Annotated in this window: 20 protein-coding genes, 1 pseudogene and 2 CRISPR repeat arrays; of the genes and pseudogenes, 13 read left to right on the plus strand and 8 right to left on the minus strand. The window is 72.8% G+C overall.

The window, feature by feature from the left end; genetic code table 11:
* Window positions 1-308 precede the first annotated feature (308 nt).
* Window positions 309-1,601 (minus strand): helix-turn-helix domain-containing protein, encoded by a 1,293-nt coding sequence (locus tag OYE22_RS23075; RefSeq protein WP_277322179.1) that lies wholly within the window; start codon window positions 1,599-1,601, stop codon window positions 309-311.
* A gap of 142 nt (window positions 1,602-1,743) precedes the next feature.
* On the opposite strand from OYE22_RS23075, the gene OYE22_RS23080 reads away from it, so the two are divergent.
* The 4 genes from OYE22_RS23080 to OYE22_RS23095 all read left to right on the plus strand — a co-directional run bounded on the left by OYE22_RS23080 (window position 1,744) and on the right by OYE22_RS23095 (window position 5,239).
* A complete protein-coding gene (locus tag OYE22_RS23080) occupies window positions 1,744-2,619 on the plus strand; it encodes a serine protease (RefSeq protein WP_277322180.1) in 876 nt (291 codons plus the stop codon).
* Window positions 2,620-2,675: 56 nt separating this feature from the next.
* On the plus strand, window positions 2,676-3,632 hold the full coding sequence (locus OYE22_RS23085) for a helix-turn-helix domain-containing protein (protein ID WP_277322181.1): 957 nt from the start codon (window positions 2,676-2,678) through the stop codon (window positions 3,630-3,632).
* Between the two features lie 62 nt (window positions 3,633-3,694).
* Window positions 3,695-4,462 carry a GNAT family N-acetyltransferase gene (locus OYE22_RS23090; RefSeq protein ID WP_277322182.1) on the plus strand — a complete coding sequence of 256 codons (768 nt, stop codon included), beginning with the start codon at window positions 3,695-3,697 and terminating at the stop codon, window positions 4,460-4,462.
* A 444-nt stretch (window positions 4,463-4,906) separates the two neighbouring features.
* The gene (locus OYE22_RS23095) at window positions 4,907-5,239 is read left to right on the plus strand and encodes an antibiotic biosynthesis monooxygenase family protein (protein ID WP_277324281.1); all 333 of its coding nucleotides are present in this window, start codon (window positions 4,907-4,909) and stop codon (window positions 5,237-5,239) included.
* A 157-nt stretch (window positions 5,240-5,396) separates the two neighbouring features.
* On the opposite strand, the gene OYE22_RS23100 is transcribed toward OYE22_RS23095, so the two are convergent.
* The gene (locus tag OYE22_RS23100) at window positions 5,397-7,004 is read right to left on the minus strand and encodes a S8 family peptidase (RefSeq protein WP_277322183.1); all 1,608 of its coding nucleotides are present in this window, start codon (window positions 7,002-7,004) and stop codon (window positions 5,397-5,399) included.
* Window positions 7,005-7,658: 654 nt separating this feature from the next.
* Here OYE22_RS23100 and OYE22_RS23105 point away from each other — a divergent pair.
* Window positions 7,659-10,694 carry a LuxR family transcriptional regulator gene (locus tag OYE22_RS23105; RefSeq protein ID WP_277322184.1) on the plus strand — a complete coding sequence of 1,012 codons (3,036 nt, stop codon included), beginning with the start codon at window positions 7,659-7,661 and terminating at the stop codon, window positions 10,692-10,694.
* A 265-nt stretch (window positions 10,695-10,959) separates the two neighbouring features.
* A complete protein-coding gene (locus tag OYE22_RS23110; RefSeq protein ID WP_277322185.1) occupies window positions 10,960-11,868 on the plus strand; it encodes an NADP-dependent oxidoreductase in 909 nt (302 codons plus the stop codon).
* Window positions 11,869-12,114: 246 nt separating this feature from the next.
* A CRISPR array of direct repeats spans window positions 12,115-12,326; the repeat unit is 29 nt; unit sequence CTGGTCCCCGCGCGTGCGGGGATGGACCC.
* 267 nt (window positions 12,327-12,593) lie between these two features.
* On the opposite strand, the gene OYE22_RS23115 is transcribed toward OYE22_RS23110, so the two are convergent.
* Together OYE22_RS23115 and OYE22_RS23120 are read right to left on the minus strand one after the other, a co-directional pair.
* Entirely contained in the window at window positions 12,594-13,289 is a 696-nt protein-coding gene (locus tag OYE22_RS23115) for a hypothetical protein (RefSeq protein ID WP_277322186.1), read from the minus strand.
* A 126-nt stretch (window positions 13,290-13,415) separates the two neighbouring features.
* Window positions 13,416-13,943, minus strand: a complete 528-nt coding sequence (locus OYE22_RS23120) for a flavoprotein (RefSeq protein ID WP_277322187.1) — start codon at window positions 13,941-13,943, stop codon at window positions 13,416-13,418.
* Between the two features lie 120 nt (window positions 13,944-14,063).
* Between OYE22_RS23120 and OYE22_RS23125 the strand changes: the two genes are divergently transcribed.
* The 5 genes from OYE22_RS23125 to OYE22_RS23145 all read left to right on the plus strand — a co-directional run bounded on the left by OYE22_RS23125 (window position 14,064) and on the right by OYE22_RS23145 (window position 17,942).
* Window positions 14,064-15,239, plus strand: a complete 1,176-nt coding sequence (locus OYE22_RS23125) for a helix-turn-helix domain-containing protein (protein WP_277322188.1) — start codon at window positions 14,064-14,066, stop codon at window positions 15,237-15,239.
* Between the two features lie 114 nt (window positions 15,240-15,353).
* Complete coding sequence (locus OYE22_RS23130) at window positions 15,354-15,767, plus strand: hypothetical protein (RefSeq protein WP_277322189.1); 414 nt, start codon at window positions 15,354-15,356, stop codon at window positions 15,765-15,767.
* Window positions 15,764-16,189 carry a hypothetical protein gene (locus OYE22_RS23135; RefSeq protein WP_277322190.1) on the plus strand — a complete coding sequence of 142 codons (426 nt, stop codon included), beginning with the start codon at window positions 15,764-15,766 and terminating at the stop codon, window positions 16,187-16,189. The genes OYE22_RS23130 and OYE22_RS23135 overlap by 4 nt, the downstream gene beginning before the upstream one ends.
* 5 nt (window positions 16,190-16,194) lie before the next feature.
* The gene (locus OYE22_RS23140; RefSeq protein ID WP_277322191.1) at window positions 16,195-16,476 is read left to right on the plus strand and encodes a hypothetical protein; all 282 of its coding nucleotides are present in this window, start codon (window positions 16,195-16,197) and stop codon (window positions 16,474-16,476) included.
* An 803-nt stretch (window positions 16,477-17,279) separates the two neighbouring features.
* A complete protein-coding gene (locus tag OYE22_RS23145; protein WP_277322192.1) occupies window positions 17,280-17,942 on the plus strand; it encodes an HAD family hydrolase in 663 nt (220 codons plus the stop codon).
* On the opposite strand, the pseudogene OYE22_RS23150 reads toward OYE22_RS23145, so the two are convergent.
* A pseudogene (locus OYE22_RS23150) lies at window positions 17,923-18,117 on the minus strand (transcriptional regulator); the annotation flags it as partial. The gene OYE22_RS23145 and the pseudogene OYE22_RS23150 overlap by 20 nt on opposite strands.
* A gap of 422 nt (window positions 18,118-18,539) precedes the next feature.
* Window positions 18,540-19,225: direct repeats of the CRISPR family, unit length 28 nt; unit sequence CTGGTCCCCGCGCGCGCGGGGATGGCCC.
* Window positions 19,226-19,337: 112 nt separating this feature from the next.
* The gene (locus tag OYE22_RS23155) at window positions 19,338-20,171 is read right to left on the minus strand and encodes a helix-turn-helix transcriptional regulator (RefSeq protein ID WP_277322193.1); all 834 of its coding nucleotides are present in this window, start codon (window positions 20,169-20,171) and stop codon (window positions 19,338-19,340) included.
* A gap of 141 nt (window positions 20,172-20,312) precedes the next feature.
* Between OYE22_RS23155 and OYE22_RS23160 the strand changes: the two genes are divergently transcribed.
* Complete coding sequence (locus OYE22_RS23160) at window positions 20,313-20,579, plus strand: Atu4866 domain-containing protein (RefSeq protein WP_277322194.1); 267 nt, start codon at window positions 20,313-20,315, stop codon at window positions 20,577-20,579.
* The gene (locus OYE22_RS23165; protein ID WP_277322195.1) at window positions 20,576-21,310 is read left to right on the plus strand and encodes an SDR family oxidoreductase; all 735 of its coding nucleotides are present in this window, start codon (window positions 20,576-20,578) and stop codon (window positions 21,308-21,310) included. Before OYE22_RS23160 ends, OYE22_RS23165 begins: the two co-directional genes overlap by 4 nt.
* 1,132 nt (window positions 21,311-22,442) lie before the next feature.
* Here OYE22_RS23165 and OYE22_RS23170 read toward each other — a convergent pair.
* Both OYE22_RS23170 and OYE22_RS23175 read right to left on the minus strand, forming a co-directional pair.
* Window positions 22,443-23,318, minus strand: a complete 876-nt coding sequence (locus tag OYE22_RS23170; RefSeq protein WP_277322196.1) for a GNAT family N-acetyltransferase — start codon at window positions 23,316-23,318, stop codon at window positions 22,443-22,445.
* 104 nt (window positions 23,319-23,422) lie between these two features.
* Window positions 23,423-24,610 carry a Dyp-type peroxidase gene (locus OYE22_RS23175; RefSeq protein WP_277322197.1) on the minus strand — a complete coding sequence of 396 codons (1,188 nt, stop codon included), beginning with the start codon at window positions 24,608-24,610 and terminating at the stop codon, window positions 23,423-23,425.
* Between the last annotated feature and the right edge of the window lie 33 nt (window positions 24,611-24,643).

Genomic DNA, 24,643 nt, shown 5'->3' on the forward strand with positions numbered 1-24,643 from the left:
GTCTGGGACAGGACCCGCCACGGGAGTCGTACGTCCCGCCGTCGCGACCAGGACACGGGCGGAGGAGGACCCTCGACGGCAAGCGCCGACGGTCCTCCGCTGCCCGGGGAGCCGGTGGATGTGGTGCTCCGTGAGGACTGCCGTGACCCGTGGGTGGGGGGTAGGGGGGAGGGGCCGGGCGAGGCGATGGTGGCCCGGGGGTCACGGGTGGCAGCCGAATGCGACGGTACCGGTCCGCGTTGGTCGCGTGGAGATAGCAGTTATCTATAACACCGTGACGTGATGTGTCCGGTGGGCGTCTTCGCTGGTCAGGTGCGGTCTGGTGGGCCGCACGGGCCACCGGGCGCGACGTGCTCGCCCGCTTCCGCCGCCCCTTCTGTTGCCGCCGGGACCGCGCCCGCCCGGCCCGCCCGGTCTGCCTGGTTCGCCCCCGTCACACCCGCGTCCGCCCCACCCGCGTCCGCCCCACCCGCGTCCGTCTCCCCAGCCTCCGCCTCGCCCGCGTCCGCCGCGTCCGTCTCGGTGCCTACCGCGGCGGCGAACATGCCGGCCAGCGAGCGGTAGGCCGCGCGGTAGGTGCCGGGGGTCGTGCCGTTGTGGCGCTGGAAGTGGTGGCGGAGGTTGGCCGGGGTGCCGAGGCCGGTCTGCGTCGCGATCTGGCCGACCGGCAGGTCCGTACGTTCCAGCAGCCACTGGGCCCGCCGGACGCGGGCGCGCAGCAGGCACTGGAGCGGCGAGAGGCCGGTCTCCGCGCGGAACCGCCGGGTGAGGCTCCGTACGCTCATGCCCGCCTGGTCGGCGATCTCCGCGAGGATCAGCGGGCGGTCGAGCCGGTGCGCCATCCATCGCGCGACGGCCTCCACCTCGCCGGCCCCATCGCCCCCCTGAGTGCCTTGCGCCCCCTGCGCACGTTCAGTCCCATGTGCACCCTTGCCCCCCAGAGGCTCCCCGGTCTCCCCGGTCTCCTCGATCATCCGGCCTCCTCGCGCCTCGGCGGGGTCGGGCAGGGCCAGGAAGAGGTGCCGGTCCGCCTCGACGGCCGCCTCCTCGCCGTGGTCCTGCTCGATGACGTGCAGGCACAGTTCCTTGCCGCCGAACACCCCGGCGGAGGTGAGGAAGGGCCCGTCGGCCACGAACGACTCCTCGGGGATGACGGTGATCTCGGGGTGGCGGCGGGCCAGTTCCGGGGCGTGCCGCCACAGCGTCGTGGCCCGGCGCCCGGCGAGCAGCCCGGTGGCCGCCAGCAGGAAGACCCCGGTGCCGATCGCGCCGACGTGGCCGCCACGGTCGGCGACGGCCCGCAGCGCCTCCACCACCGAGGCCGACGGCTCCGCCCGGAACCCAGCGTGCCCCGTGACGATCACCGTCTCCGCGTCGGCCAGGCCGTCCAGCCCCCGGTCGACGGCGATCCGCACCGACCCCGGACCCTCGGTGGCCACGTCGGCCGGGGCGCCGTTCGGGTCCTCGGACGCGGAGCACAACCGCAGGTCGTACGGGGCGTGCCGGTACGCGACGGGGGAGGCGGAGCCGAAGACGATGCCGGCGGCGGTGACCTGGTGGGCGGGCACCCCGTCGAGGAGGAGCAGTGCGACCACGGGCATGGCCAGAATTTAACCAGGGGTGGCACCAGCGTCGGTTCTTCGGCCCCCGTCGCCTCGCGCAGGATGGGGAACGCGCCGCGGAACAGGGGGAACGCCCTACCGCCCGGGCGCTCCACCAACCTGCACGCGAAGGGACTTCGTCATGCCTCAGAACACCCCGCCGAGCCCCACCTCCCAGCCGACCCGCCGCCCCCGACGGGCGCGCCGGCTGCTGGTCCGCGCCGCGATGGTCGGCGCGGCCACCGCGCTGTGCGCGACGACCGCCAGCACCAGCGCCCACGCCGTCATCAACGGCAAGGACTCCACCCAGGCGTACCCGTTCATGGCCTCGATCCCCATGGCCCTGGAGACGGGCGAGGGCGAGGGGAAGGACGTCGACGGCGTGTGCGGGGCCGCGCTCGTCGCCCCGCAGTGGGTGGTCACCGCGGGCCACTGCGCCCAGCAGCCGGAAACGGTGGGGGCGCACCCGAAGGGCACCGTGCGGATCGGCAGCGAGCACCGCAACTCCGGCGGCACGGTGCGCAAGATCGTCAAGAAGGTGGTGCACCCGGCGTACGACGTGAGCAGCCCCGTGCGCTCGCACCACGACATCGCCCTCCTCAAGCTGGACCGCCCCGTCAGCCAGCAGCCGATCCGCATGGCCGACCGCGAGGCGCGGGTGGGCGCGCCCACCCGGGTGCTCGGTTTCGGCACCGTCGTGGACGAGCTGGACTTCAAGGACTGGGTCTTCCCCGAGCGGCTCCAGGAGCTGAACACGCGCCGCGCCCCCGCCTCCGCGTGCCAGGACATCGACGCCGCGACCGAGCTGTGCACCACCAGCCGCGTCCCCGACGCCATGGCGTGCAAGGGCGACTCGGGCGGCCCGCAGATCCAGCGCGTGCACGGGCGCTGGCAGCTCGTCGGCACGACCTCCGGCGACGGTGACGCGGACCCGCACTGCGCGACCGGCCCGGGCGTGTACACCTCCGTGCCCGCGCACCGCGCGTGGCTGACGAAGGTGCTGGCCAGCCACCGCTGACGCGCCGACCCGGACCCGAGGGCGCGGCTGGCGCCGGCCGAGGCTAGGTTCGCGACATGTCAGTGGTCGCGCTGCTCGCGCTCGACGGGATGCCCGCACACCAGCTCAGCACGCCGGGCATGGTGCTGGGCGCCGCCCGCGACAGCTCGGGGGTCGGCTACGAGCTGCGCGTGTGCGCCCCCGGGGGAACGTTGACCACCGGCGCCCCCGCGGCCCTGACCGTCAGCGCTCCCTGGGACCTGGCGGGCCTCGCGGACGCCGCGGCCGTCATCGTGCCCGGCCACGCCGGCGCCCTCGGGGACCCGCCGGCGCGGGTGGCGGCCGCGCTGCGGGCGGCGGCCGGGCGCGGCAGCCGGCTCCTCGCGGTCGGCACGGGCACCTTCACGCTGGCCGCCACCGGCCTCCTCGACGGTCGCCGCGCCACCACCACCTGGCAGCACGCCGCCGAGCTGGCGGCGCGCCACCCCCGGGTGGTGGTGGACCCCGAGGGCGGCCTCGTGGCGGACGGCCCGTTCCTGACCGGCGCCGGCATCCACGGCGGCCTGGACCTGGTGCTGGCGCTCATCGAGCGGGACCACGGGCCCCGGGTCGTCGCCGCGACCATCCGCCACCTCCTGCGGCCGCTGTTCGCGGAGGCCAGTTCCGCACAGGAGGAGATCGACCGGGGCATCGCCGAGACCGCGGGCCTGGAGCCGACCGTACGGTGGCTGGAGGCGAACCCGCACCGCCCGCTGACCCTCGCCGACATCGCCGCCCACGCCCGGCTGAGCGTGCGCAGCCTCAACCGGCGCTTCCGGGACCACACCGGGCACAGCCCCCTCCAGTACCTGCTGCACGTCCGGCTGGACCGGGCCCGGCACCTGCTGGAGGAGACGGACGAGCCCGTGGAACGGGTCGCCGAGCGCGCGGGGTTCAGCTCCCCCGAGAGCCTGCGCCGGCACTTCCGCCGCGCCACGGGCGTCGTGCCCCGCGCGTACCGCACGGCACACCGGAAGGCGCGCCGTACCGAGTAGCCCCGGCCCCACCAGCGGTAATTCCCGGGCGCCGGGCGCGCGTCGCCGCCTAACCTCCCCCCATGCCGACGACCTCAGCACTCCAGCGCAGCTACTCCTTCCTGGCGACCTTCGCCCGCCGCCAGGCCGCCCGTACCGTCGAACTCCCGGGCGGGTTCGCCGTGTACGACGACGAGTTCGCGCACTCCCGCGCGGACAACCAGGTTTTCGTCGGCGCGGACGTCGACCCCGATGCGCTGCCCGCCGTCGCCGACGAGGCGCTGCGACACCTGCCGTACCGGATGATCACCGTCCTGGACGACGCGGCCGCCACGGCCTGCGCGGAGCCGCTGGTCCGGGCCGGGTACACGCACTCCCGCTATCTGGTCATGCTGCACACGGGTCCCCTGCCGTCCGGCGGCCCCGCCGACGAGGTGGACCTCGACGCGCTGCGCGCCCCGCTCACCCGGCGCTGGCGGGGCTTTCTGCCGGACGTCGACGACGAGGTCGTACGCCACCTCGTGGAGCGCCGCGAGGCCCGCCGACGCGGGGCCGACGTCGTGCGGTTCATCGGCGCCCGGACGCCGGAGGGCGAGGTCGCCTCCTGGGCCGACCTCTACCTGGACCCGGCCGCTGGCCTGGCCCAGATCGAGGACCTGGTCACCTCGGAGGCCCACCTCCGGCGCGGCTACGGCGACGCCGTCCTGGCCACCGCGCTGCGCCGGGCCGCCGACGCCGACTGCGGCACCCGGTTCCTGATCGCGGACGCGGCGGACTGGCCGCGCGAGTGGTATGGGCGCCGTGGCTTCACCGACATCGGCCGCCTGCACTGCTTCGACCGCGCCCGGTGAGGGGCGGGCCGGCAACGCCCCCGCGTCACCCGTCGCCCCGTTGCCGCGCGGCGGGGCAACGCGCGTTCCACGGCGCCGGATCGGCCCGCCGCGGCAGCCTGATCGAGGCCCCTGACCAGGGGCGCGGCAGCGGCGGAACGTATCGTGTACCTCGTCGTGCAACGGGTGCGAGCCCCCACCTTCGGCGTGGCGCGAGGCTGCCCACGGGCCGCTGGCCGCACCGGAGTTCGCCACCCGGCGGCCCCGCCGCGTGGCAGCGCGCCGCGACGGGACCTGACCCACCGGCTGCCCGGCCGGCGCCAGAAGTGGCCGGGGCCGCCCCGTCCGTTCTTGGAGTACGCCGTGACCACAGCCAGCCAGCAGCCCACGCCCGAGACGTCTCCCGCACCCGACGCGACCGGCGCATCCAACTCACCCGACTCACCCGACACGTCCGTCACCTTCATCAACGTCTTCGAGATCGACGCCGAGCACCTCGACGGCTTCCTCGCCCACTGGCAGGAGCGCGCCGCGCTGATGAGCACCAAACCCGGCTTCCTCGACTCCCGGCTGCACCGCGCCCGTTCCTCGAAGACCCGGTTCCAACTCGTCAACGTCTCCCACTGGGCGAGCGAGGAGGAGTACGCGGCGGCCGGCGCCGACCCGGAGTTCCAGCGGCGGACCAAGGCCGCCAGCGAGAGCGCGCAGGCGCCGGTGGTGCCCAACCCGGGCCTGTACGACGTCGCCGTCGAGTTCGTCGGCCCGGCCGCGGGCGGCCCCGCCGCGAGCCAGGACTGAGCCCGCGCCCCGCGGGGCCGTAACAAGCGCACGGACGTTGGCCCGGCCCCGTGGAGAGGGGTCGGGCCAACGCCGTGTCGCCGGGCCCGCGTCGGCGCGTCAGCGCGTCAGTGGGTTGGTGAGCCGGTGGGTCAGTGGCACGGGGTGGGACGCGGCGTCAGAACTGGAGCTTCCAACCGTTGACGTATCCCGTGTCGTTGACCCAGTTGTCGCTCACGCGCAGCTTCCAGGTGCCGTCCGCGGCCTCGCTGGAGGCGTTGACCGTGAAGGTGCCCTGCACGTTGTCCGCGCCGTCGTTGCTGTCGTAGTCCTTGAGCAGGTAGGCGCTGCCGTCCGGGGAGACGAGTTCGACGCGCAGGTCACCGCGGAAGGTGTGCCGGATGTCGACCGTGACGGCCAGGGTGGCCGGGGCGTTGCCGCCGACGCCGGAGACCGTGACGGGGGACTCGACGGTGGCGTTGTCCCTGATCGTGACGTCAGCGGTGCTCTCGAACGTCTTGCCGGGGGGCGTGCTGTCGTTGCCGCCGGTGTGCAGCAGCTTGTTCGGCGAACCGGTGCGGGCGTCGGTGACCTTGTCCGGCGTCGCGTTGCTGACCAGCTTGTCGCGGACCTGCGCCGGGGTCCAGCCCGGGTTGGACTGGAGCAGCAGGGCCGCCGCTCCCGCCGTGTGCGGGGCGGCCATGGAGGTGCCGCTCATCGACTGCGAGGCGGTGTCACCGGAGTTGGAGGTGGAGACGATGCTGTCGCCGGGGGCGAAGATGTCCAGGCAGCTCCCGTAGTTGGAGCCCTGCCCGTTGTTCCAGCCGGTGGCGCGCGCGTCCCGGCTGTTGGTGGCGCCCACGGTGACGGCGGCCGGGGTGGAGGAGGGGGAGTACGAGCAGGAGTCGGCGTTGTTGTTGCCGGCCGCGACGACCCAGCTGACGCCGGAGGATATGGAGGAGGCCACGGCGTCGTTGACCGACTGCGTCTTGCCTCCGCCGACGCTCATGTTGGCCACGGCGGGCCGGTCGCTCTTGGCCGCGTTCTTGGTGACCCAGTCGATGCCGGCGAGCACCGGCGCCCAGGTCTCACCCGAGTTGCCCTGGCAGTTGAGCACGCGGACGCCGATCAGCTTGACGTCCTTGGCGACGCCGTAGGCGTTGCCCCCGACGGTGCCGGCGACATGGGTGCCATGCCCATGACAGTCCGAGGCGTTGGAGTCGTTGTCGATGAAGTCGTAACCGCTCACCGCCCGCCCGCCGAAGTCGCGGTGGCTCATCCGGATGCCGCTGTCCACGATGTACGCGTCGACGTTGGCGGCGGAGCCGTAGGTGTATCTCTTGTCCACCGGCAGGTCGCGCTGGTCGACGCGGTCCAGGCCCCAGGACGGCGGGTTGGTCTGGGTCTCCACCGCGTACGCGGCGGCGTCCGCCTCGACCCGGGCGACGGACGGGTCGGCGGCCAGTTGCCTGGCCCGCTCCTCGCTCATCTTCACGGCGAAGCCGCGCAGGGCCGCCGTGTACGTGTACCGCAGGTCGCCCGAGTGCCGCTTGGCCAGGGCCTTCGCCGAGGCGGGTATGTCGGCGCGGGCCACCGAGTCCTTGAGGGTGACGATGTACGAACCCTCGACCGCCCCGGGGCGGTCGGCGCCCACGACGCGACCCTCGCCGCCGGGCGGGGTGGGGGCCTGGGTGGTGGCGCCGGCGGTGGTGGCGGCCCCGACGAGCAGGGTGGCGCCGGCGCCGATGACGAGCGCGTGCCGGATGGCACGGGCGTCGAACTTCATGGTTACTCCCTCGAAAGCTGTCCGGCCCGGATCGGGTCCGGAAGGCGACACCCGCGGCTGTGTCGGGCGTTGCACCGCCGTGCGGTGGTCGGCGCGTCGCCGTGCGGTGGCTGGCGCGCCGAGGTGGCGGTCGCGGCCACCGCGGCGTGCCCGGGTCTCGGGGGCCGCGAGTGGTGGGGGGTGCGCCGCGCGTCGTGGGGTGACGCGCGGCACGGGTTCGACCCAGCCGGGCTGCGGGGAGCAGCCCCGTCGGTCGGTCCTGGGGTGTGAGGCCGTGGGGTACGGGATCGGCGAGGTCGAACCGTCCGCAGCTTCGGCCAGCGGCCCTGAGCCCAGCAATCCGTAGTGGCTACCCAAAGAGCGGGCGGCCACGGACGACCCCACCCGCCCCGCCCGTACCGGCGGCGAAACCAATTTCTAGGTGGTCGTCCCCTATTGCTCCCGCGCACGCCGCCGGGTAGACCACCTGCTCACGGGCTCGAAAGCCCGCCCGGGTGGCAGGGGCCGTGGCGTGGAGGGGGAACTGTGAACGAGGGTGCCTTCGCCGCCGACGCGACCGGAACCGGGCCTGGGGCCGCCACCGGGACCGCGACGGGAACCGGAACCGACGGAGACCGCGCCGAGTCACCCCGTACCGACGGGTCCCGTGCCGACGTGCCCCGTGCCGAGTCACCCCGTACCAGCGAACCCCCCGCCGCCGCGAACGTCCCCGCCGCCCCGGGCACCGACGCCGGCACTGCCCCCGGCACCGACGGCGCCCGGGCCGGGCTGGTCGGGCGGGGCGGCGAGTTGGCGCGGTTGCGCGCGGCGTTGCGGCGCGCGCCGTCCGTGGTGGTCGTGCGCGGCGAACCCGGCGTCGGCGCCTCCCATCTGGTGGCCGAGGCGCTGGCCGACCCCGCCGCCGGCGACCGGGTGCAACTCCGCGGCGTCTGCCCCGACCTGCGGCACCCCGCTCCGCTCGGCCCGATCCTCGACGCGCTGGCCGGGTTGCCGTGCCGCCCGGACGTGCCGCTGCCGCCGGTGGCCGGCGCGGTGGCCTGGGCCGTGCCCGAACTGGCGCAGTGGCTGCCCGAACCGCCCGCGCCCGCGCCCCACCCGGCGGACTGCCCCGGCCTGCTGCGCCGCGCCGTACGCGCCCTGCTGGCGGCACAGGGCCCCGTGGTCCTCGTCGTGGAGGACGTGCACGCCGCCGACGAGGCCACCCGCGACCTGCTCCACCACCTGCTGGCCGACCCGCCCCCACACCTGCGCCTGGTCCTGACCGAACACCACGCCCCCGGCCTGCCCCGCCTCGGGCTCCACGCGCCCGGGCACGTCCCGGTCGAGGAGATCACCCTGCGCCCGTGGACGGCCGAGGAGGTACGGGACGCCGCCGGGCGCTGGCTGGGGGAGCGGGCGGCCGAACCCGAACTCGTGGAGCTGCTGCACGCGCGCACCCGCGGGCTGCCCGGCGCGTTCGAGGCCCTGCTGCGCGCCGTCAGTGATCACGACGCGGCGCCGGACTCGGTCGTGGCCGCCGTACGCGAGGTCGGGGTGCCCGCGCGGCTCCGCCGCGAGCTGGCCCGACGGCGCGAGTGGCTCACCGACGACGCGCGCCACCTGGTCGAGGCCGCGGCGGTGGTGGGCCGGCCGGTGCCCGTCGACGTACTGGCCGAGGTGGCGGGCCTGACCCCCGACCGCGCGGAGCGCGCCGTCCACCTGGCGCTGCGGCGGTCGGTGCTGCGGAGCGACGGCCCGTGTCCGACGTTCCGGCACCCCCTGGACCGCCAGGCCGCCCTGGACGAGGTGCCCCCGCCCCGGCTGGCCCGGCTCAGCCTGCGCGCGGCCCGCGCCCTGCACCGCGACGGCCGGCTGGTCCCGCTCGCCGACCTGGCCGGCCTGTACCTGGCGGGCGGCAGGACCCGCGAGGGGCTGCGCTACCTCGCCACCGCCGCCGACCGGGCCGCCGCCGACGGCGACTACGCCGCCGCCACGCACCTGTACACCCGCGCCATCGACCACGACCCACGGCCCGCCGGCCGCATCCGCGCCGCCGCCAAGCTGGCCCGTACCGCCCAACTCGCCCGAGCCGACGAACGGGTGGTGAGCGCGGTGCGCCGGGTCCTCGACGAGGACGACCCGCCTCCCCAACTCCGTGGCGAGATCCGCCTCCACCTCGGCGTCCTGCTCCGCAACCAGAGCGGTGGCGCGCTCGACAGCCTGGCGGAGATCGCCCGCGCCATCCCCGACCTGGAACAGACCGACCCGCAGACCGCCGCCCGCGCCATGCTGGTCGCCGCCATCCCCTCCATCAAGGGTTGGCCCATCAGCCGCCACCGGGCGTGGCTGGAGCGGGCCGAGACGTTCACCGAGCGGGTCACGGACCCGGTGGCGCGCGCCGCGGTGGCCGCCAACCGCGCCACCGCGCTCATGCTGCTCGGCGACCACCGCGCGTGGGCCGCGGCCGACGTGCTGAGCCAGCCACCCGGCTCGGCCATGGAAGCCACCCAGTACGCCCGGGGTTGGACCAACCTCGCGCACGCCGCCACCGCCCTCGGCCACACCACCCGGGCCTGGGAGTTCCTGCGCCGGGCCGCGGCCGGCCTCGCCGACTCCAGCAGCCCGTACGTGGAGGGCCTGACCCAGACCGCGCGGCTCGTCCTGTCCTGGCACGAGGGCCGCTGGGACGACCTGCACGCCGCCGCCGACCACACCACGCGGCTCTACCGCGAGATCCCCGACCTGACCGCGGAGGCCATGCTGGTACGGGGGTTGGCCGCGCTGCACGTACGCGGAGACGTCCCACACGCCCGCCGCGACCTGGCCGACGCCGCCCGCATCACCTGCTTCGACACCGGCTTCATCCTCACCGCGTCGGCCGCCGCCCTGGCCCGCGTCCACCTGGAGGCCGGGCGCCCAGGCCAGGCGAGCGAGGCGGTCGAGGCCACCTTGCACCGACTGGAGCGGACCGGCGGTTGGGTGTGGGCCACCGAGGTCGTCCCCACCGCCGTGGAGGCCCTGCACGGCAGCGGCCAACCCGCCAGGGCCCGCCAACTGGTCGAGGACTTCGCGGCGGGCATCCGCGACCGCGACGCCCCGGCCGCCCGCGCCGCCCTCACCGTCGCTCGGGCCCTGCTGGCGGAGGCCGACCACCGGTACGACGAGGCCGCCACCCTGCTGGCCCGGGCGGCGGACGACTGGCGCCACCTCCACCGCCCCTTCGACGCCGCCCGGGCGACCGAGGCCAGAGGCCGCTGCCTGCTGCACGCGCGACAGCCGCGCGACGATCGGGAAGGCTCCGAGGGGCCAAGGCCCGCCAGCCAGGCGGGGCACGCGGGGCGGGCTGCCGGGCAGGCGGCGGAGGGGCAGAAGGCGGCCGTCGACATCATCCTCGCCGCCATCGAGGCCTACCGCGCACTCGGCGCCCGCTGGGACGTCGCCCGCTGCCACCGGCTGCTACGCCGCCACGACATCGTCACCACCCACCGCCGCGGCCGACTCGGCTACGGCGACCAACTCTCCCCCCGCGAACAGGAGGTGGCCCGCCTCGTCGTCCAAGGCCGGGCCAACCGCGACATCGCCGAGAGCCTGGTGCTCTCGCCCCGTACCGTCGAACACCACGTGGCGAGCATCATGCGCAAGCTCAACGTCACGTCCCGTACGGGCATCGCCGCCGCCCACCTGGCCACCCACGCCGCGCCGGAGGCGTGAGCAGCGCCCGCCCGCGCGTGCCCTGGGGCGTCGGGGCGCGCGCCTCCTTCGGGGCCGGGCCCGGGCCGCTGGCTGGGCCCGCCGGCCCGACTCGCCGGTCGGGCTTGCTGGCCAGGCTCGCTGGTCGGACTCGCTGGTCGGGCTTGCCACTGACGCCAGTGTGAGCTTCTAGCGTGACGGACATCGGCGCCGGCCGGGGACGGCCGGCACCTCCCCGATCGCACGCCCGGCCGGCCGAGGCCGCCGCGCGGAAAGGCAGAACGTCATGCGCGCAGTCCGCTATCACGAGTACGGCGGTGTGGAGACCCTCACGGTCGAGCAGGCACCGGACCCGCACCCCGGGCCCCACGAGATCCGCGTCCGGGTGGCGGCGGCCAGCGTCAACCCCGTCGACTGGAAGGTACGCTCCGGCGCCGTACGCGACCTGCTCCCCGTCGAGTTGCCCGCGATCCCCGGGCGTGACGCCGTGGGCGTGGTGGACGAGATCGGCGCGGCCGTACGGGGCGTGAGCATCGGCGACCGCGTCTTCGGCCTCGGCGGCGTCACCGGCGCCACCGCCGAACTGGCCGTCCTCTCCGCCTGGGCCCACTCCCCGGCCAGATGGTCCGACGAGCAGGCCGCCGGCGCCGGCCTCGCCTCCGTCACCGCGCTGGGCGGCCTGCGGGCGCTCGGCCCGCTGCGCGGACGCACCCTCCTCATCGAGGGTGCCGCCGGAGGCGTGGGCAGCGCCGCCGTCGAGATCGCGGTGGCCCAGGGCGCCACGGTGATCGGCACGGCCAGCGAACGCAACCACGCCTTCCTCACCTCACTCGGCGCCACCCCCACCACCTACGGCCCCGGCCTCGCACACCGCCTCGCCACCCTGGCCCCCACCGGCATCGACCTCGCCCTCGACACTGCGGCCTCCGGCTCCCTCCCCGACCTCATCGCGCTCGTGGGCGACGACCCGACTCGCGTAGCGACGGTCGCCGACCACGCCAACGCGCAGCGCCTGGGGACCCACCTGGCCAACGCGGAGAACGACCCGACGCTGTTGGCCGAGGCGGCCGAACTGGGCCGCCAGGGTTGCTACACGCCGAGGGTCGAGCGGACGTATCGGCTGGATGAGGTGCGGGAGGCCCACGCGTACGGGGAACGGGGGCGGACGCGGGGGAAGGTTGTGGTGCGGGTGTGAGGTGGGTGTGTGAGGGCCTGGGGTTGGCTGGAGGCGGCTTTCTGCGGCGGGCTGTGGTGGGGGAGGGGAGTTGAGGGCTTGGTGTTGATGCGTGGCGGCTTCGCGTGGGTGTGGGAGATAGCCTGGGGAGTCTGGTGAGTGAGGGGGAGGGTTATGGGTGGTATGCGGGATTTGGTTGGTAAGTCGGAGTTCGCGGAAGTTGCAGAAAACCGGGGTGGCGCGCGATAAAGCCGCAGGTCAGTTGCTCTGGTCCCCGCGCGTGCGGGGATGGACCCCAGTCCCAGTCCCCCTGGTCGGGCGGGAGCGCCTGGTCCCCGCGCGTGTGGGGATGGACCCACCCGGCCAGGAACAAGCACAGTCGGACGGCGCTGGTCCCCGCGCGTGCGGGGATGGACCCGGGACGGCCCCGACCCGGTGCGGACACACCGGCTGGTCCCCGCGCGTGCGGGGATGGCCCACCCTCTCCGCTTGGAACGGGGCCGGCAACGTCAGACAACGCGGGCATTGCTCAGCCTCTCGAAACAAGCCCGCGTACGATTTGTCCAGCTCTTCGATACGCCTGGTCACCGAAGCCGATCACTCCGATGACCAGGCGCCTTGCAGGGAACGAAGTCACCTCAAGTCGGCCGAGAGTGCCGGCGCCGACTCATGACTGACCGTCCGCACTGTCCCGCCTTTTCCTCCTCGTCGCGGACGGAAGAACTGAGGCGTCAGGTCACCTCGTGTCAGCCCCCTTGGTGAAGCTCCAGCCCCAGTCCGAACCGAGTGGCGAGTTGGTTGGCCAGGTCGGTGCTGGGCACCGTTCCGTCGATCGTGATGGTGTCGAGGCCGTGCAGCGTGGCCTGTTCGCGGACTTCGGCGTCCCAGTGAGCGTCGCGGACGAGGCGCTTGGCGATTGCGTCTGCCGGGTGCTCACTACCCCAGTTGGCCCGAGCGCGAGCGGGGTCGGAATAGCGGTCGGTGAGTGTGCTTTCCCTGAACTGGGGGGTGGGAAGCAGGAAGACGGCTTGCTCGCGCTGGCGCAGCAGCGGAGCCAGGTGACGAGGCAGTACCCCGAAGTAGTCGACCAGGATGACTCGGTTGTTGGGCAGGCCGAGGAGGTCATCGACGATGAAGCCGATGGTCTCACCGTGCAGGCTCGGCATGGCCTGGAACACCTGCTGCCCACTGCGGTCTCGCCACATGGCTCCGGGCGACAGGTCCCGTAGGCCGGCAAGGTGCGGGTGACGTTGCGGCGTGCACCGCTCCAGCCAGCCGTGTTCGGCGCGATCGCCGTCGTAGATCTCGATGTCGTAGGCGTCGGCCAGGATACGAGTCAGCGTGCTCTTGCCCGCACCTGTGCCGCCGGCGATCCACCGCACGTGCGCGAGTCGGTCTGCGAGATCATGCCGGGTCTCGCTGCCCGATAAAGCGAAGGTCATGGCCACCATGGTCCGGGTCGCGACAAAAAAATTACAGTCTTGTTCTTGGCGGCCAGCAGCGTGAATATGAGAGAGAGGGCACTCTGGTTTTCCAGCAGCCGGGTGGCGACCAGCGAGCTTCGAGCCCTAAGCGAACGCCTTCGCCTCGGCGAGCGCCACGTCCCACGGAAAAGGACGCTTCTGACCCGGTTCGTTGGGAACGAATGCGCTGTCCCCGTACAGCACGCTGACCCCCGCCGCACGCAGCTCCGCGACGGAGCGTGCGAACTGGGGGTGCTGGGCATATGCCGAATTCACGCACGGCATCGTGAGCAGCGGAATGCCCTTACCGATGCCCTCGGCTACGACGCCCACCGGAAACGACGAGGTCAACCCCAACGCCCAGGCGTTGATGCTGTTCATGGTGATCGGGGCGAACAGGATGGCGTCGGCTCTGGGCCAGACATCAGCCTCGCCCGGGCGCTTGTACCGGGACCGTACGGGATGGCCGGTCAGTTCCTCCAACTCCGCCACCGCGTCCGCCAACCAGTCCGCAGCGGTCGGCGTCAACCCCACGCACACGTCCCATCCGTCAGCCTGCGCGCGGCACACGATCCGAGGGAACTCCGCTACGGGCGGGGCAGCCGCCCCGAACAGGTACAACACGCTTGTCATACGGAGCAGTCCACCACGTACGGGCGCTCCCCAGCTCCCAGTTGGCGGAGGCGCCGCCCACGGGCTGGAGTACCGTTTCCGGTAGTAGCAGGTGCACGCGAGGAGTCGCGAGGAGTCGCAGTGACCGACAACGAATCCCTGCCAATCGGAGCACTGGTTCAGCGCGCTCGAAAGCAGCGCGGGCTGTCGCAGCAAGGTCTGTCCGACGCGTCTGGCGTATCCCTTTCCCTCATCCGCAAGCTGGAGCAGGCAACAGTTACCGATACGCGCATGGAAACCGTGCGCCGCCTGGCCACTGCCTTGCGCATTCCCACCAACAGTCTGATCCCCCAGGAGCCGCGCCCATCGGAATCGACATCTGCACCCTGGCGTCCGCTCCAGCAGGCTATTGCATCGCCCCCCGCGCAGATCGATGAGGAGCCCTCGCTTTCGGGCATCACGGATTCTCTCGGCGAGGTTCGGACAGCGTATTTCGGAAAGCAACTCGGGCAGTTGTCCACGCTCATCGGACCGATTCTCCGGGACGCCGACGCGTTGGACGACACCGAGCACGAAGCGCGTGCGGCTCGGTCGTATCTCCTGCAGATCGCGGGATCAACGCTCACCCAGGCGCGGCAGTTCACGGCAGCGGAGACGGCGCTCCGGCGGGCCCTTGACGACGCCCCCGACCGGCTACGGGCGGCTTCGATCATCACCACCTGGGCCTGGTTGCTCGTACGACAGGGTCGCTTTACGGAATCCGCCGAACTGGCGATTCGGTGGGCGGACGACATCGAGCCGCGCATGTCCCGGGCCACCCCGGACGAGCTGGCGGCATGGGGCTGGCTGCTGGTACAGGCGTCCGCCGCCAGCCTGCGGAATGCGCGCCCCGCCGACGCTCACGACACCATGCAACTCGCACGGTCGGCGGCCGTCCTGACCGGCCGAGAACTCCCGGCCGGCGAATCGCGCCTCGCTACCTGGGGGCCATTCACCGTGGCCTACAAGAAGGCGGAAAAGGGAATCGTGACGGACAAGCCGGATGACGTACTCGCCACGGCCGAGCGTTTGGCCAAGGCCAATCCCCCCGCCGGGACCGAATACGACCGGCACCGACTCGATGTCGCCAAGGCGCACCTCATGCTGCACCGTTTCGGCGAGGCGTTTGCCGTGCTGTCCGAGGTGTATCGACGGTCACCGGAATGGAGCGCTGAACAACGGTACGCGCAGGACATCATGGTCGACGTGATCGACGGCAGGCGCACGCTCACGCCGGAGATGCGCACACTGGCCGTCGCCCTGCGCGTACCGATGTGACGTTCGTTGGCACATCGCTAGCGTGTTCTGAGGAGGTGACATTGAGTCACCTTCGCGTCGAGTCCTACGGTCAGTCATCACGCGATCACCCCTGATGACGCCGGAGGCTGTGCCATGCCCATCGGAGCCGAGTACACCGCTGCTTCGCCCTATGACTGGGTGCCGCCTGGGGGTGGGGTGCGGTGGACGCGGGTGGGTGAACTGGGTTGGCACGCACTGTCGCTGCCGTGCTACCTGGGCAATCGGGTGTTGGCGGGGCTCGGGGAGGCGAGTGGGGCGGTCATTGAGGAGGACGTGCCGGCGCGGCTGGTGTGGCTGATCGAGCCCAAGGCCCCGGCCGTGCAACACCTCGGTGACCACGAGGAGATCACCGTCGCCGGTGATGACGGGTCGTATCTGTTCGTGCCGGGTATGGCCCGTGCCCGCTTGGTCTGGTGGCGTATTCCCCCGAGCCCGGGCCGCCTCCTGACCGACGTCGGTCGGCTGGTTGAGGCCATCGCCGTACTGCGCCCGGGAGTTCGGCCGTGACCCACCCCGACTGGTGCCCACCACCCAGCGACAGTGTCTCGCTGCTGCCCGCCGGCCGGGACTGGGACGCCGTACGCGCCGACGCCGCCACCGCCCGATGGGCCTTCCCCATCCTCAACGGCCCGCACGAGAGCGCGGCCATCGTGGACCCGTACACCTGCTCCACGTACTGGCTCCTACCACCGGGTGAGGCACACGACTTCATCCACTGGCAACGCCTGCACCCCCACGTGACCGTGCTCCCGGCCAGGCCCGGTACGCACTACGTCGGCATCCCGCCCGCGCACCGCCGTACGGGCCCGGGGTTGCACTGGTACGTGCCGCACAACTGGTCCGGCCGCTACCTCACCGAACCCGCCTACCTCGCCGCCGCCCTCACCCCCGCCGTCCACGCCGCCCACGGCCCCCACAACAACCGGTAACCGCCATGACCCACCGACGCCGCTACCGCTACGTGGAGATGAGCCTGGCCCCTGACCCGGCAGCCGACCCGTACACCGTCCGCGCCACGTGCCTCACCTGCGCCGAGCAGTCCCCGGAACCCGAACCGTCGGAGTCCATCACTGGCCAGCACCAGCGGGCTCAACGCTGGTGTACGGGTCACGCGGCCCGCGATCATCCCGACGGCCGTCATCTCCGCTACACCGCTCATGTGACCTTGCGGTGGTTGGTCACCCCCGCCGAGGACATCGGGCCCGTCGCGCCGTAGGCGGGCGAAGGCGGGGAGCGTGACGTGGCGTACAGGCGCACGTCAGGGTGAACCGTCCATCGGTGGCGACCAGTTCGCACGTCAAGAGGCTGGTGTTGGCGTCCAGCTCACGTGTGGAGCGGCCTGCGGATACGCTGCGAACACCGTCTTGCCGGGAGGTTGGGGTGGGCATTATGTCGGACTTGGGTGATAGGTCGGAGTTCGTGGAAGTTGCAAGAAACCGGGGTACCGCTCGATAAACCCGCAGGTCAATTGCTCTGGTCCCCGCGCGCGCGGGGATGGCCCCGGACTCCGCTACGACCTGTACGCGCGCTCCACCTGGTCCCCGCGCGCGCGGGGATGGCCCCTGGGCCGACCAAGCCCAGCACCGCATCGACTGCTGGTCCCCGCGCGCGGGGATGGCCCCGGTTCAGAGTTGATGTGCTGGCACAACACGGCCTGGTCCCCGCGCGCGGGGATGGCCCCGCGACCGTGCAGGCCGGGGCCACCAGCGCCCCCTGGTCCCCGCGCGCGGGGATGGCCTCAGCGCAACAGCTAGGCGCCGACCTCCGAAGCGCTGGTCCCCGCGCGGGCGGGGACGGCCTCGGCGGTGACCGCGTCGTCCATGAACGCCTGCACTGGCCCCCGCGCGGGGATGGCCCCAACGTCCGCATCACCCCCGACGATCCGACGACGCTGGTCCCCGCGTGCGGGGGTGGGCCGCCCGCCGACGGTGACGGAGCCGGCAGCAACTGGCAAAGGGAGGCTGTCAATAGCCAGCCCGCGTGAGGCGAGCCGACACAGGTGGTCGCTACCCTGCCCGCATGATTCGAGCAGTGGTCTTCGACGTGGGGGAATGCCTCGTCGATGAGACGCGGGAGTACGGCACCTGGGCCGATTGGCTCGGTGTGCCCCGTCATACGTTCGCGGCGACGTTCGGTGCGGTCATCGCCCAGGGCCGGGACTACCGGGAGACCTTCCAGGAGTTCCGGCCAGGCTTCGACCTCTACGCCGAGCGCGAGCGGCGCGCTCAGGCCGGCCAGCCGGAGCACTTCGGGGAAGAGGACCTCTACCCGGACGTACGATCCACTCTGCGGCAACTCCGCGCGAGTGGGCTGTGGTTGGGCATTGCGGGGAATCAAACCGTGCGAGCGGGCAAGATCCTGCGCCAGCTTTTCAGCGATGACGTGGATCTCATCGGTACTTCGGACGACTGGGGTGCTTCAAAGCCCGACCCGGCGTTCTTTCAGCGTGTCGGCGAAGCCGTTCCCTTTGGCGTGGCGGAAATCCTGTACGTGGGTGATCGCGTCGACAACGACATCGCCCCCGCCCGGCTAAGCGGCATGCACACAGCCTTGGTACGTCGCGGGCCCTGGGCCACCATCCAGTGGGTGAGCGAAGACGCGCGCGAACTCCCGTCCCTTCGGGTCGAGAGCCTTCGCGAGCTACCAGGCGCGATCGCCCGCTTCAACGCGCGAGAGCACTGACCGTCGTGCCCCAGTCGTACAGGCGATCGTCAAGAGCGCGCACGCACGCCTCGTTCTTCCACGGCGCCAACGCGCGGCGTGCTTCTTTGACGCGGTTCATGTCGGTCGCGTACCAGGTGACGGCGAGTTGATCGAGCGCACGGCACGCCCCTTCGCACGCCTCGTCCGGGTGACCTAGCGTCGGAGTCCATCACCGGTCAGCACGAGCAGGCCCAACGTTGGTGTATGAGCCACGCGGCCCGCGACCATCCCGACGGCCGCCACCTGCGCTACACCGCCCACATCACCTTGCGGTGGCTGGCCACTCCCGGTGAGGACATCCGGGCCCATCGCACCGTAGGCGGGCGAAGGCGGGGAGCGTGACGTGGCGTTAAGGCACACGCCAGGGTGACCCGTCCTCGGTGGCGGGCGGTTGCGCGCTCCAGGAGGCTGGTGTTGGCGTCCGGCTCACGTCTGGAGCGGCCGGCGGATACGCTGCGAACACCGTCCTGCCGGGAGGAAAGTGTGAGCGGTATGCCGAACTTGGGTGATAGGTCGGAGTTCGTGGAAGTTGCAAAAAACCGGGGTACCGCTCGATAAACCCGCAGGTCAATTGCTCTGGTCCCCGCGCGCGCGGGGATGGCCCCGTCATCAACCTCGCGTCCGTGCGGGCGCGGAACTGGTCCCCGCGCGCGCGGGGATGGCCCGCACCTGGTCTCGGCAGAGCAGGAGATTGTGCACTGGTCCCCGCGCGCGCGGGGATGGCCCCCCGTTCGACTCGAACACCACGCGACGCATGAGCTGGTCCCCGCGCGCGCGGGGATGGCCCCGACTTCTACCAACCGGTCATCGCTGCTCTGTTCTGGTCCCCGCGCGCGCGGGGATGGCCCCAACCCGAGCTGTGCCGGATCGCCGCCTTGCGACTGGTCCCCGCGCGCGCGGGGATGGCCCCCATCGCGCCTTCTGCCACGGAAGGTCCTCCGCGCTGGTCCCCGCGCGCGCGGGGATGGCCCCTACATGGTGCAGAGCACGGCCCGTGACGTGCTCTGGTCCCCGCGCGCGCGGGGACGGACCCATTAAGGACACCGGAACGTTCCGGTGTCCCCTCTGGTCCCCGCGCGCGGGGATGGACCCGCCGTTACCTTCACGTACACCCACAACGCGACCTGCCCCGCCTGCGGGGATGGACCCCGTACTGGTCACCGCCCCACGATGGTGGTGGGCTGGTTCCCGCGCGCGGGGATGGACCCGGCTCAGCCCGACCCAGAAGTTCACCCTGGTCCCCGCGCGCGGGGATGGCCACCAAGAAAATGCGAGAAAGGACCTCGCCGTCAGCAACTGGCTCCCCGGCCCTATCCGGCCCCCGCGCCGCCGCAAAGCGCTGCCCAAGCCACCACACCCCCACCACCCCCGCAGCTACATCGTGGCCCGCCCCGAAGAGGCGTGCAGCGAACCGAGCAAGCTAAGCGCCTGGGCGCTGGGGCTGGCGGGTTCGGCCTGGTAGACGACGAGTTGTTGGCCGGGGGCGTCGCGTACGTCGAAGGTCTGGTAGGTGAGGGTCAGGGCGCCGACAGCGGGGTGGAGGAAGTGCTTGGCGTCCTGGGTCTTGCCGCGCACGGCGTGGGTGGCCCACAGGTGGGTGAAGTCCGTGCTGCGCTCGGTGAGGGTGTGGACGAGTTCCCGCAGTCGTGGGTTGTCCGGGTCGAGGCCGGCCGCCTGACGCAAGTGGGCCACGGTGGCCTGCGCCGTGCTGTTCCACCGCGAGTAGACCTGTCGTCCCGCTGGGTCGAGGAAGACCATGCGGGCCAGGTTGTCCGCCCGCTCGAAGGGTGAGTGCAGGGCCTCGGCCAGGGTGTTGGTCGCCAGGATGTCCAGGGTCCGGTTGATGACGAACGCCGGGGCGCCCGGGTAGCCGTCCAGCAGTTGGCGTAGGGCCGGGGTGACCCGGTCCGTGGTGTGGGTGAAATGGTTGTCCGGCGCTGTCCCAGCCAACCGGTGCAGATGCGCGTACGCGTCGGGGTCCAGCCGCAGCGCTCGGCCGAGCGCGTCGAGTACCTGGGCCGACGGGTGGCGTTCGCGTCCCTGTTCCAGGCGGGTGTAGTAGTCCACGTTCACCCCGGCCAGGACGGCGACCTCCTCACGACGCAACCCGGCGACTCTGCGGACGCCGTAACTCGCCATGTCGACATCCTCCGGCCGCAGCGCCGCTCTGCGCGCGCGGAGGAACTCTCCCAGGTGGTTGTCGGCCATGTGTCCAGGCTAGGCCGCGGGGACGGTGTGTTGCCTGGGTGTGCCGCACCCAGGCAACACACAACCTGGTCGGCACCCCCCGACCTGCCCAGACTCGGTCGAGCAGACAGGCCCACGGGCCATGGACGAGGGGAGTGCGTCATGACAGGGGACGCGGCGGATGGCGATGCCGACGTGGTCGGCATGTGGGTGACCGCGGATGGTCACATCCGCCAGGAGCTGCGGGCGGACGGCCGGTACGACGAGGCCCGAGGCAACCGCGACAGCGCGTACACGGGCCGCTACACGGTGACCGGCAACCACATCGACTACGTCGACGACTCCGGGTTCACCGCCACGGGCGACATCCGTGACGGAGTGCTCTACCACGAGCACCTGGTGCTCTATCGAGAGGAATCGCAGGCATGACAGAGACAGCCAAGGTCGTCGCGGTCACCGGGGCGAGCAGCGGAATCGGCGAGGCGACCGCCCGCCGGCTGGCCGCCGACGGACACAACCTGTTCCTCGGGGCGCGACGTACCGACCGTCTCGACGCCCTGACCAAGGAGATCACTGCTGCGGGCGGCAGCGCGGCGTTCCAGCGGCTGGACGTCACGGACGCCGCCGACGTACGGGCCTTCGTGTCCGCCACCCGCGAGTGCTATGGCCGAGTAGACGTGGTGGTCAACAATGCGGGAGTGATGCCACTTTCGCCGCTGGAAGCGCTGAAGACCGACGAGTGGGACCGGATGATCGACGTGAACGTGCGGGGAGTGCTGCACGGTATCGCCGCCGCCCTGCCCACGATGCGCGCCCAGGGCGGCGGGCACTTCGTGAACATCGCCTCCGTCGGCGCGTACGAGGTCTCACCCACCGCCGCCGTCTACTGCGCGACAAAGTTCGCCGTACGCGCCATCTCCGAGGGGCTACGCCAGGAGTCCGCCGGCGACATCAGGGTCACCCTCGTCTCCCCGGGCGTGACCGAGTCCGAACTCGCCGACACCATCTCGGACCCCGTGGCCAGGGAGGCCATGCGCACCTACCGCGCTGTGGCCCTCCCCGCCTCCGCCATAGCGGACGCCATCGCCTACGCCATCTCCCAGCCCCCACAGGTCGACGTCAACGAAGTCGTCGTCCGCCCGGCCGCGAGTGCCCAGTAAGCCTCGGTGGTGCTGTTCGTTTCGCTCGTGGGGGCGGCGTCAGCCGTGCTGATGCTGGCTTGCACGAACTCGCCCCGGCCCGCCTCTTGGCACGCGACTTCCCGAGGGGCGGGCGCCTTGGCGTTACGCCGAGGCGGGCCAGGCCCTCGCCTCGCTCGCCGGTTCGTACACCGTCCGGGCTGCTTGCCGCGCCTGCCCTGGTGACTGTCGCGACGGCGAAGCCGGGTGAACGGGTCTTCGGGGTTGGGCAGTTGCGTGCCTTGAGGGCGCGTCTGGTGTCGGCAGTCGGTCTGCTTGTGGGGTGGACTGCGGATAGGCTGCGGAGGCTGGCTTGTCGGGAGGTTGAGGTAAGCATTATGCCGAGCTTGGGCGATAGGTCGGAGTTCGCGGAAGTTGCAAAAAACCGGGGTACCGCGCGATGAACCCGCAGGTCAATTGCTCTGGTCCCCGCGCGCGCGGGGATGGACCCGGGTCACCAGCGATACGAAGTGAGCGTTCGCGCTGGTCCCCGCGCGCGCGGGGATGGACCCATGCTGCGCAAGCCCAGCCAGCGCGCCCCTGACTGGTCCCCGCGCGCGGGGATGGACCCACGGCCTGGCAGTGTGTGACGGTCAGGCGGTCCTGGTCCCCGCGCGCGCGGGGATGGACCCGCATCGGTGCATGCCGGCAGAAGGTCGAGGCGCTGGTCCCCGCGCGCGCGGGGATGGACCCACCCGGCCGCCGATGAGCTGGTGGGGCCGATACTGGTCCCCGCGCGCGGGGATGGACCCCGACCCTTCCCACCACGGCGCCCGACAACGCGCTGGTCCCCGCGCGCGGGGGGATGGACCCGCGAACTCCTCCGCCCAAGCCGCCGCAGCGCTCTGGTCCCCGCCCGCGCGGGGATGGACCCCGCGACACCGAGAGGCGGCGCCCCGTGCTGGACTGCTCCCCGCGCGCGCGGGGATGGACCCGGCGTACCCGTTCACGTCCCGTCGTCGTACTACTGGTGCCCGCGCGCGGGGATGGACCCGGCCGTCGGCCCGGACCTGGCGGACTTTCGGGCTGGTCCCCCCCCGCGCGCGGGGATGCCCCCCTGTGGGGGCCAGGCCAAGCCGCTTCGCGCTGGCCCCCCGCCCACACGGGGCACCCCTCACCCACCCACCCCCTCCCGACACACATCCCGCACCTCGCCCAACGGCTGGAACCCAGCCGACGCGTATGTCGCCACCGCGCCGACGTTGGACGTCGGGGTGCTGACCAGTGCGCTGGAGGAGCCCAGCTCCCGCAGGGTGATCGCGGCGGCGAGGGTGATGGCCTTGCCGCAGCCGCGGCCTCGGTGGTCGTGGTGGACGCCCATCGGCTCCAGCACGCCGGGCTTGCCCGGGCCCGCCGACCAGACGGTCACCGTTGCCACCGCCTCGCCGTGGGCGTCGTACGCGAGCAGGCAACGGGCGTCGGCGTACGGTAGGCCGGCGGCCATCGCGTGCCAGCGTTCGGCCGTGAACGTCGACCCGCCGAACGACGCCCGCTGCACCTCGGCCCGTGCCCGCGCCCGTTCCGGGCCGACCACCTCGATCCGTACGGCCGGGTCCTCCACCGGCTCCGAGAGGTCGCGGCGCAGGGGGGTCCACGGCTCGTCGGGGTGCCAGCCCGCCGCGGGCAGCAGGTCCTGGAGCAGCGCGTCCATCGGGGCCTCGACACACACCCGTTCCGCCGGCAGCACGCCGCGCTCCGGCGCGGTCAGGTCCGTGACCAGCTGGTGGCCCAGCTCCTCGTCGGCCCGTACGTCGGGTGCGGTCGTCATCCGCAGCAGGGTGGGGCCGTCCAACAGGCCCACGGCGAGCAGCCGCCCGTCCCGTCGCCAGGTGCGTACCGCGGCGGCCGTGGCCTTGGCGCCGAACCGCCAGTACCAGCCCAGGTCCCCGGGGTGGAGCTGCGTCGCGGCCCCGTCCTCCTGCCATTCCCGCAGCTCGGCCACGGCCTCGCCCAGCCCGTCAACGTCCGGTGTGCCCAGCACGATCGCCATGGCGTCGATCCCACACCACCGCGCCGATCGCGCGCACCTGGATATCGGCCGGCGGGTCTCGGGGCCGGCATCACCGTGGAACAGGCCCGCCGCCCCAGCCCGTGTCAGGCGGCCCGCGAACGACCGAACAGGCCGGCGCCCAGCGGGCGTTGGGCGTCGAAGCCGGGGAGGATGAGGAAGGTCGCGCTGGCGGTCGTGGTGGTGAAGGGCAGCAGCGCGTCGGAGGTGTCCATGTGGGTGAGGGTGGCGGTGAAGGTCCGCAACTCGTTCTGGAAGCTGATGAACAGCAGCCCGGGGGCCGGGTCGTCGATGCCGTAGGAGCGGCGGAGCATGAGGCCGACGCCGACCGCGGTGGCGTGCGCCCGGCGCGCGTGGGCGTCGGCGGGGACGAGGTAGCGCCCGTCCGGTGTCTTGGCCCCGAGTTCCGGGCCCGAGGCGGCGCTGCCGCCGGAGAGCGGGACGCCGCTGGCCCGCCGCCGCCCGAAGACCGCCTCCTGCTCGGCCACGGACAGGGCGGCGAACCGTGGCAGGTCGAGTTCCATCCGGCGCAGTACGGCCAGGGTGCCACCGGCGACCTCGGGGGGCCCGGCCAGCCACAGGTCGCGTTCCCGCTCGGCGGCGCTGTGCGGGCCGATGATGCCGTCGACGAAGCCGAGCGGGTTGCGGGGCGCGGTACGGCCCTCGCCGACAGGCACGTTCGCCCCGCGGCGCGCGGACTGGCGCCAGCGTTCGCGGACGCGGTCGCCGGCCTGGTCGGCGAGCGCGGCGGCGGCGATCGGGAGGAGCAGCGGGTCGCTGGCGCAGAGCTGGAGCAGCAGGTCGCCGCCGTCGGCCCCGGGGGCGATCCGTTCGCGGGAGAAGCGGGGCAGGTCACTCGCGCCGGGCAGCGAGGCGCCGACCGCGCGTACCAGCCGGGGGCCCACGCCGACGGTCACGGTCAGGTCGCCCGGCTCCAGGCCGAGGAGGCGCGGGTCGGTGCCCGAGCTGAGCGTGCGGATGGCGCGGCCGAGTTCGGCCAGGAGCGGGCCGGGAGCCACGCCGGTGTCGAGGTCGGCGACCACGGCGAGCAGGTGGGGTTGGGCGGGTTCGGGGAGCGTGATGCCCGCCTGGTGGCGGCCCGTCGCGGAGACCGGCACCGGGGTGGCCGCCGAGGTGGCCTCCGGGGTGGCGGCGTGCCGGCCCGGCTGGGCGGAGTCCGCCGTGCAGCCCGCGGTCAGGCTGGCGGCCACCAGGGCGCCGGTGGCGTCGAGGAACGTGCGGCGGGACGGCTGGCGATCGGCTCGGCGGCGCATGGCGTGCAGCGTGCCACACCCGAATCCGCGCCC

The organism is Streptomyces sp. 71268, from assembly GCF_029392895.1.
In the GTDB taxonomy this organism is placed as follows: Bacteria; Actinomycetota; Actinomycetes; order Streptomycetales; family Streptomycetaceae; genus Streptomyces.

Excerpts from the sequence above, each read along its gene's own strand:
- OYE22_RS23075 (WP_277322179.1), bottom strand. The coding sequence starts at position 1,601 with ATGCCCGTGGTCGCACTGCTCCTCCTCGACGGGGTGCCCGCCCACCAG.
- OYE22_RS23080 (WP_277322180.1), top strand. The coding sequence starts at position 1,744 with ATGCCTCAGAACACCCCGCCGAGCCCCACCTCCCAGCCGACCCGCCGC.
- OYE22_RS23085 (WP_277322181.1), top strand. The coding sequence starts at position 2,676 with ATGTCAGTGGTCGCGCTGCTCGCGCTCGACGGGATGCCCGCACACCAG.
- OYE22_RS23090 (WP_277322182.1), top strand. The coding sequence starts at position 3,695 with ATGCCGACGACCTCAGCACTCCAGCGCAGCTACTCCTTCCTGGCGACC.
- OYE22_RS23100 (WP_277322183.1), bottom strand. The coding sequence starts at position 7,004 with ATGAAGTTCGACGCCCGTGCCATCCGGCACGCGCTCGTCATCGGCGCC.
- OYE22_RS23110 (WP_277322185.1), top strand. The coding sequence starts at position 10,960 with ATGCGCGCAGTCCGCTATCACGAGTACGGCGGTGTGGAGACCCTCACG.
- OYE22_RS23115 (WP_277322186.1), bottom strand. The coding sequence starts at position 13,289 with ATGACCTTCGCTTTATCGGGCAGCGAGACCCGGCATGATCTCGCAGAC.
- OYE22_RS23120 (WP_277322187.1), bottom strand. The coding sequence starts at position 13,943 with ATGACAAGCGTGTTGTACCTGTTCGGGGCGGCTGCCCCGCCCGTAGCG.
- OYE22_RS23130 (WP_277322189.1), top strand. The coding sequence starts at position 15,354 with ATGCCCATCGGAGCCGAGTACACCGCTGCTTCGCCCTATGACTGGGTG.
- OYE22_RS23140 (WP_277322191.1), top strand. The coding sequence starts at position 16,195 with ATGACCCACCGACGCCGCTACCGCTACGTGGAGATGAGCCTGGCCCCT.
- OYE22_RS23145 (WP_277322192.1), top strand. The coding sequence starts at position 17,280 with ATGATTCGAGCAGTGGTCTTCGACGTGGGGGAATGCCTCGTCGATGAG.
- OYE22_RS23155 (WP_277322193.1), bottom strand. The coding sequence starts at position 20,171 with ATGGCCGACAACCACCTGGGAGAGTTCCTCCGCGCGCGCAGAGCGGCG.
- OYE22_RS23160 (WP_277322194.1), top strand. The coding sequence starts at position 20,313 with ATGACAGGGGACGCGGCGGATGGCGATGCCGACGTGGTCGGCATGTGG.
- OYE22_RS23165 (WP_277322195.1), top strand. The coding sequence starts at position 20,576 with ATGACAGAGACAGCCAAGGTCGTCGCGGTCACCGGGGCGAGCAGCGGA.
- OYE22_RS23170 (WP_277322196.1), bottom strand. The coding sequence starts at position 23,318 with ATGGCGATCGTGCTGGGCACACCGGACGTTGACGGGCTGGGCGAGGCC.
- OYE22_RS23175 (WP_277322197.1), bottom strand. The coding sequence starts at position 24,610 with ATGCGCCGCCGAGCCGATCGCCAGCCGTCCCGCCGCACGTTCCTCGAC.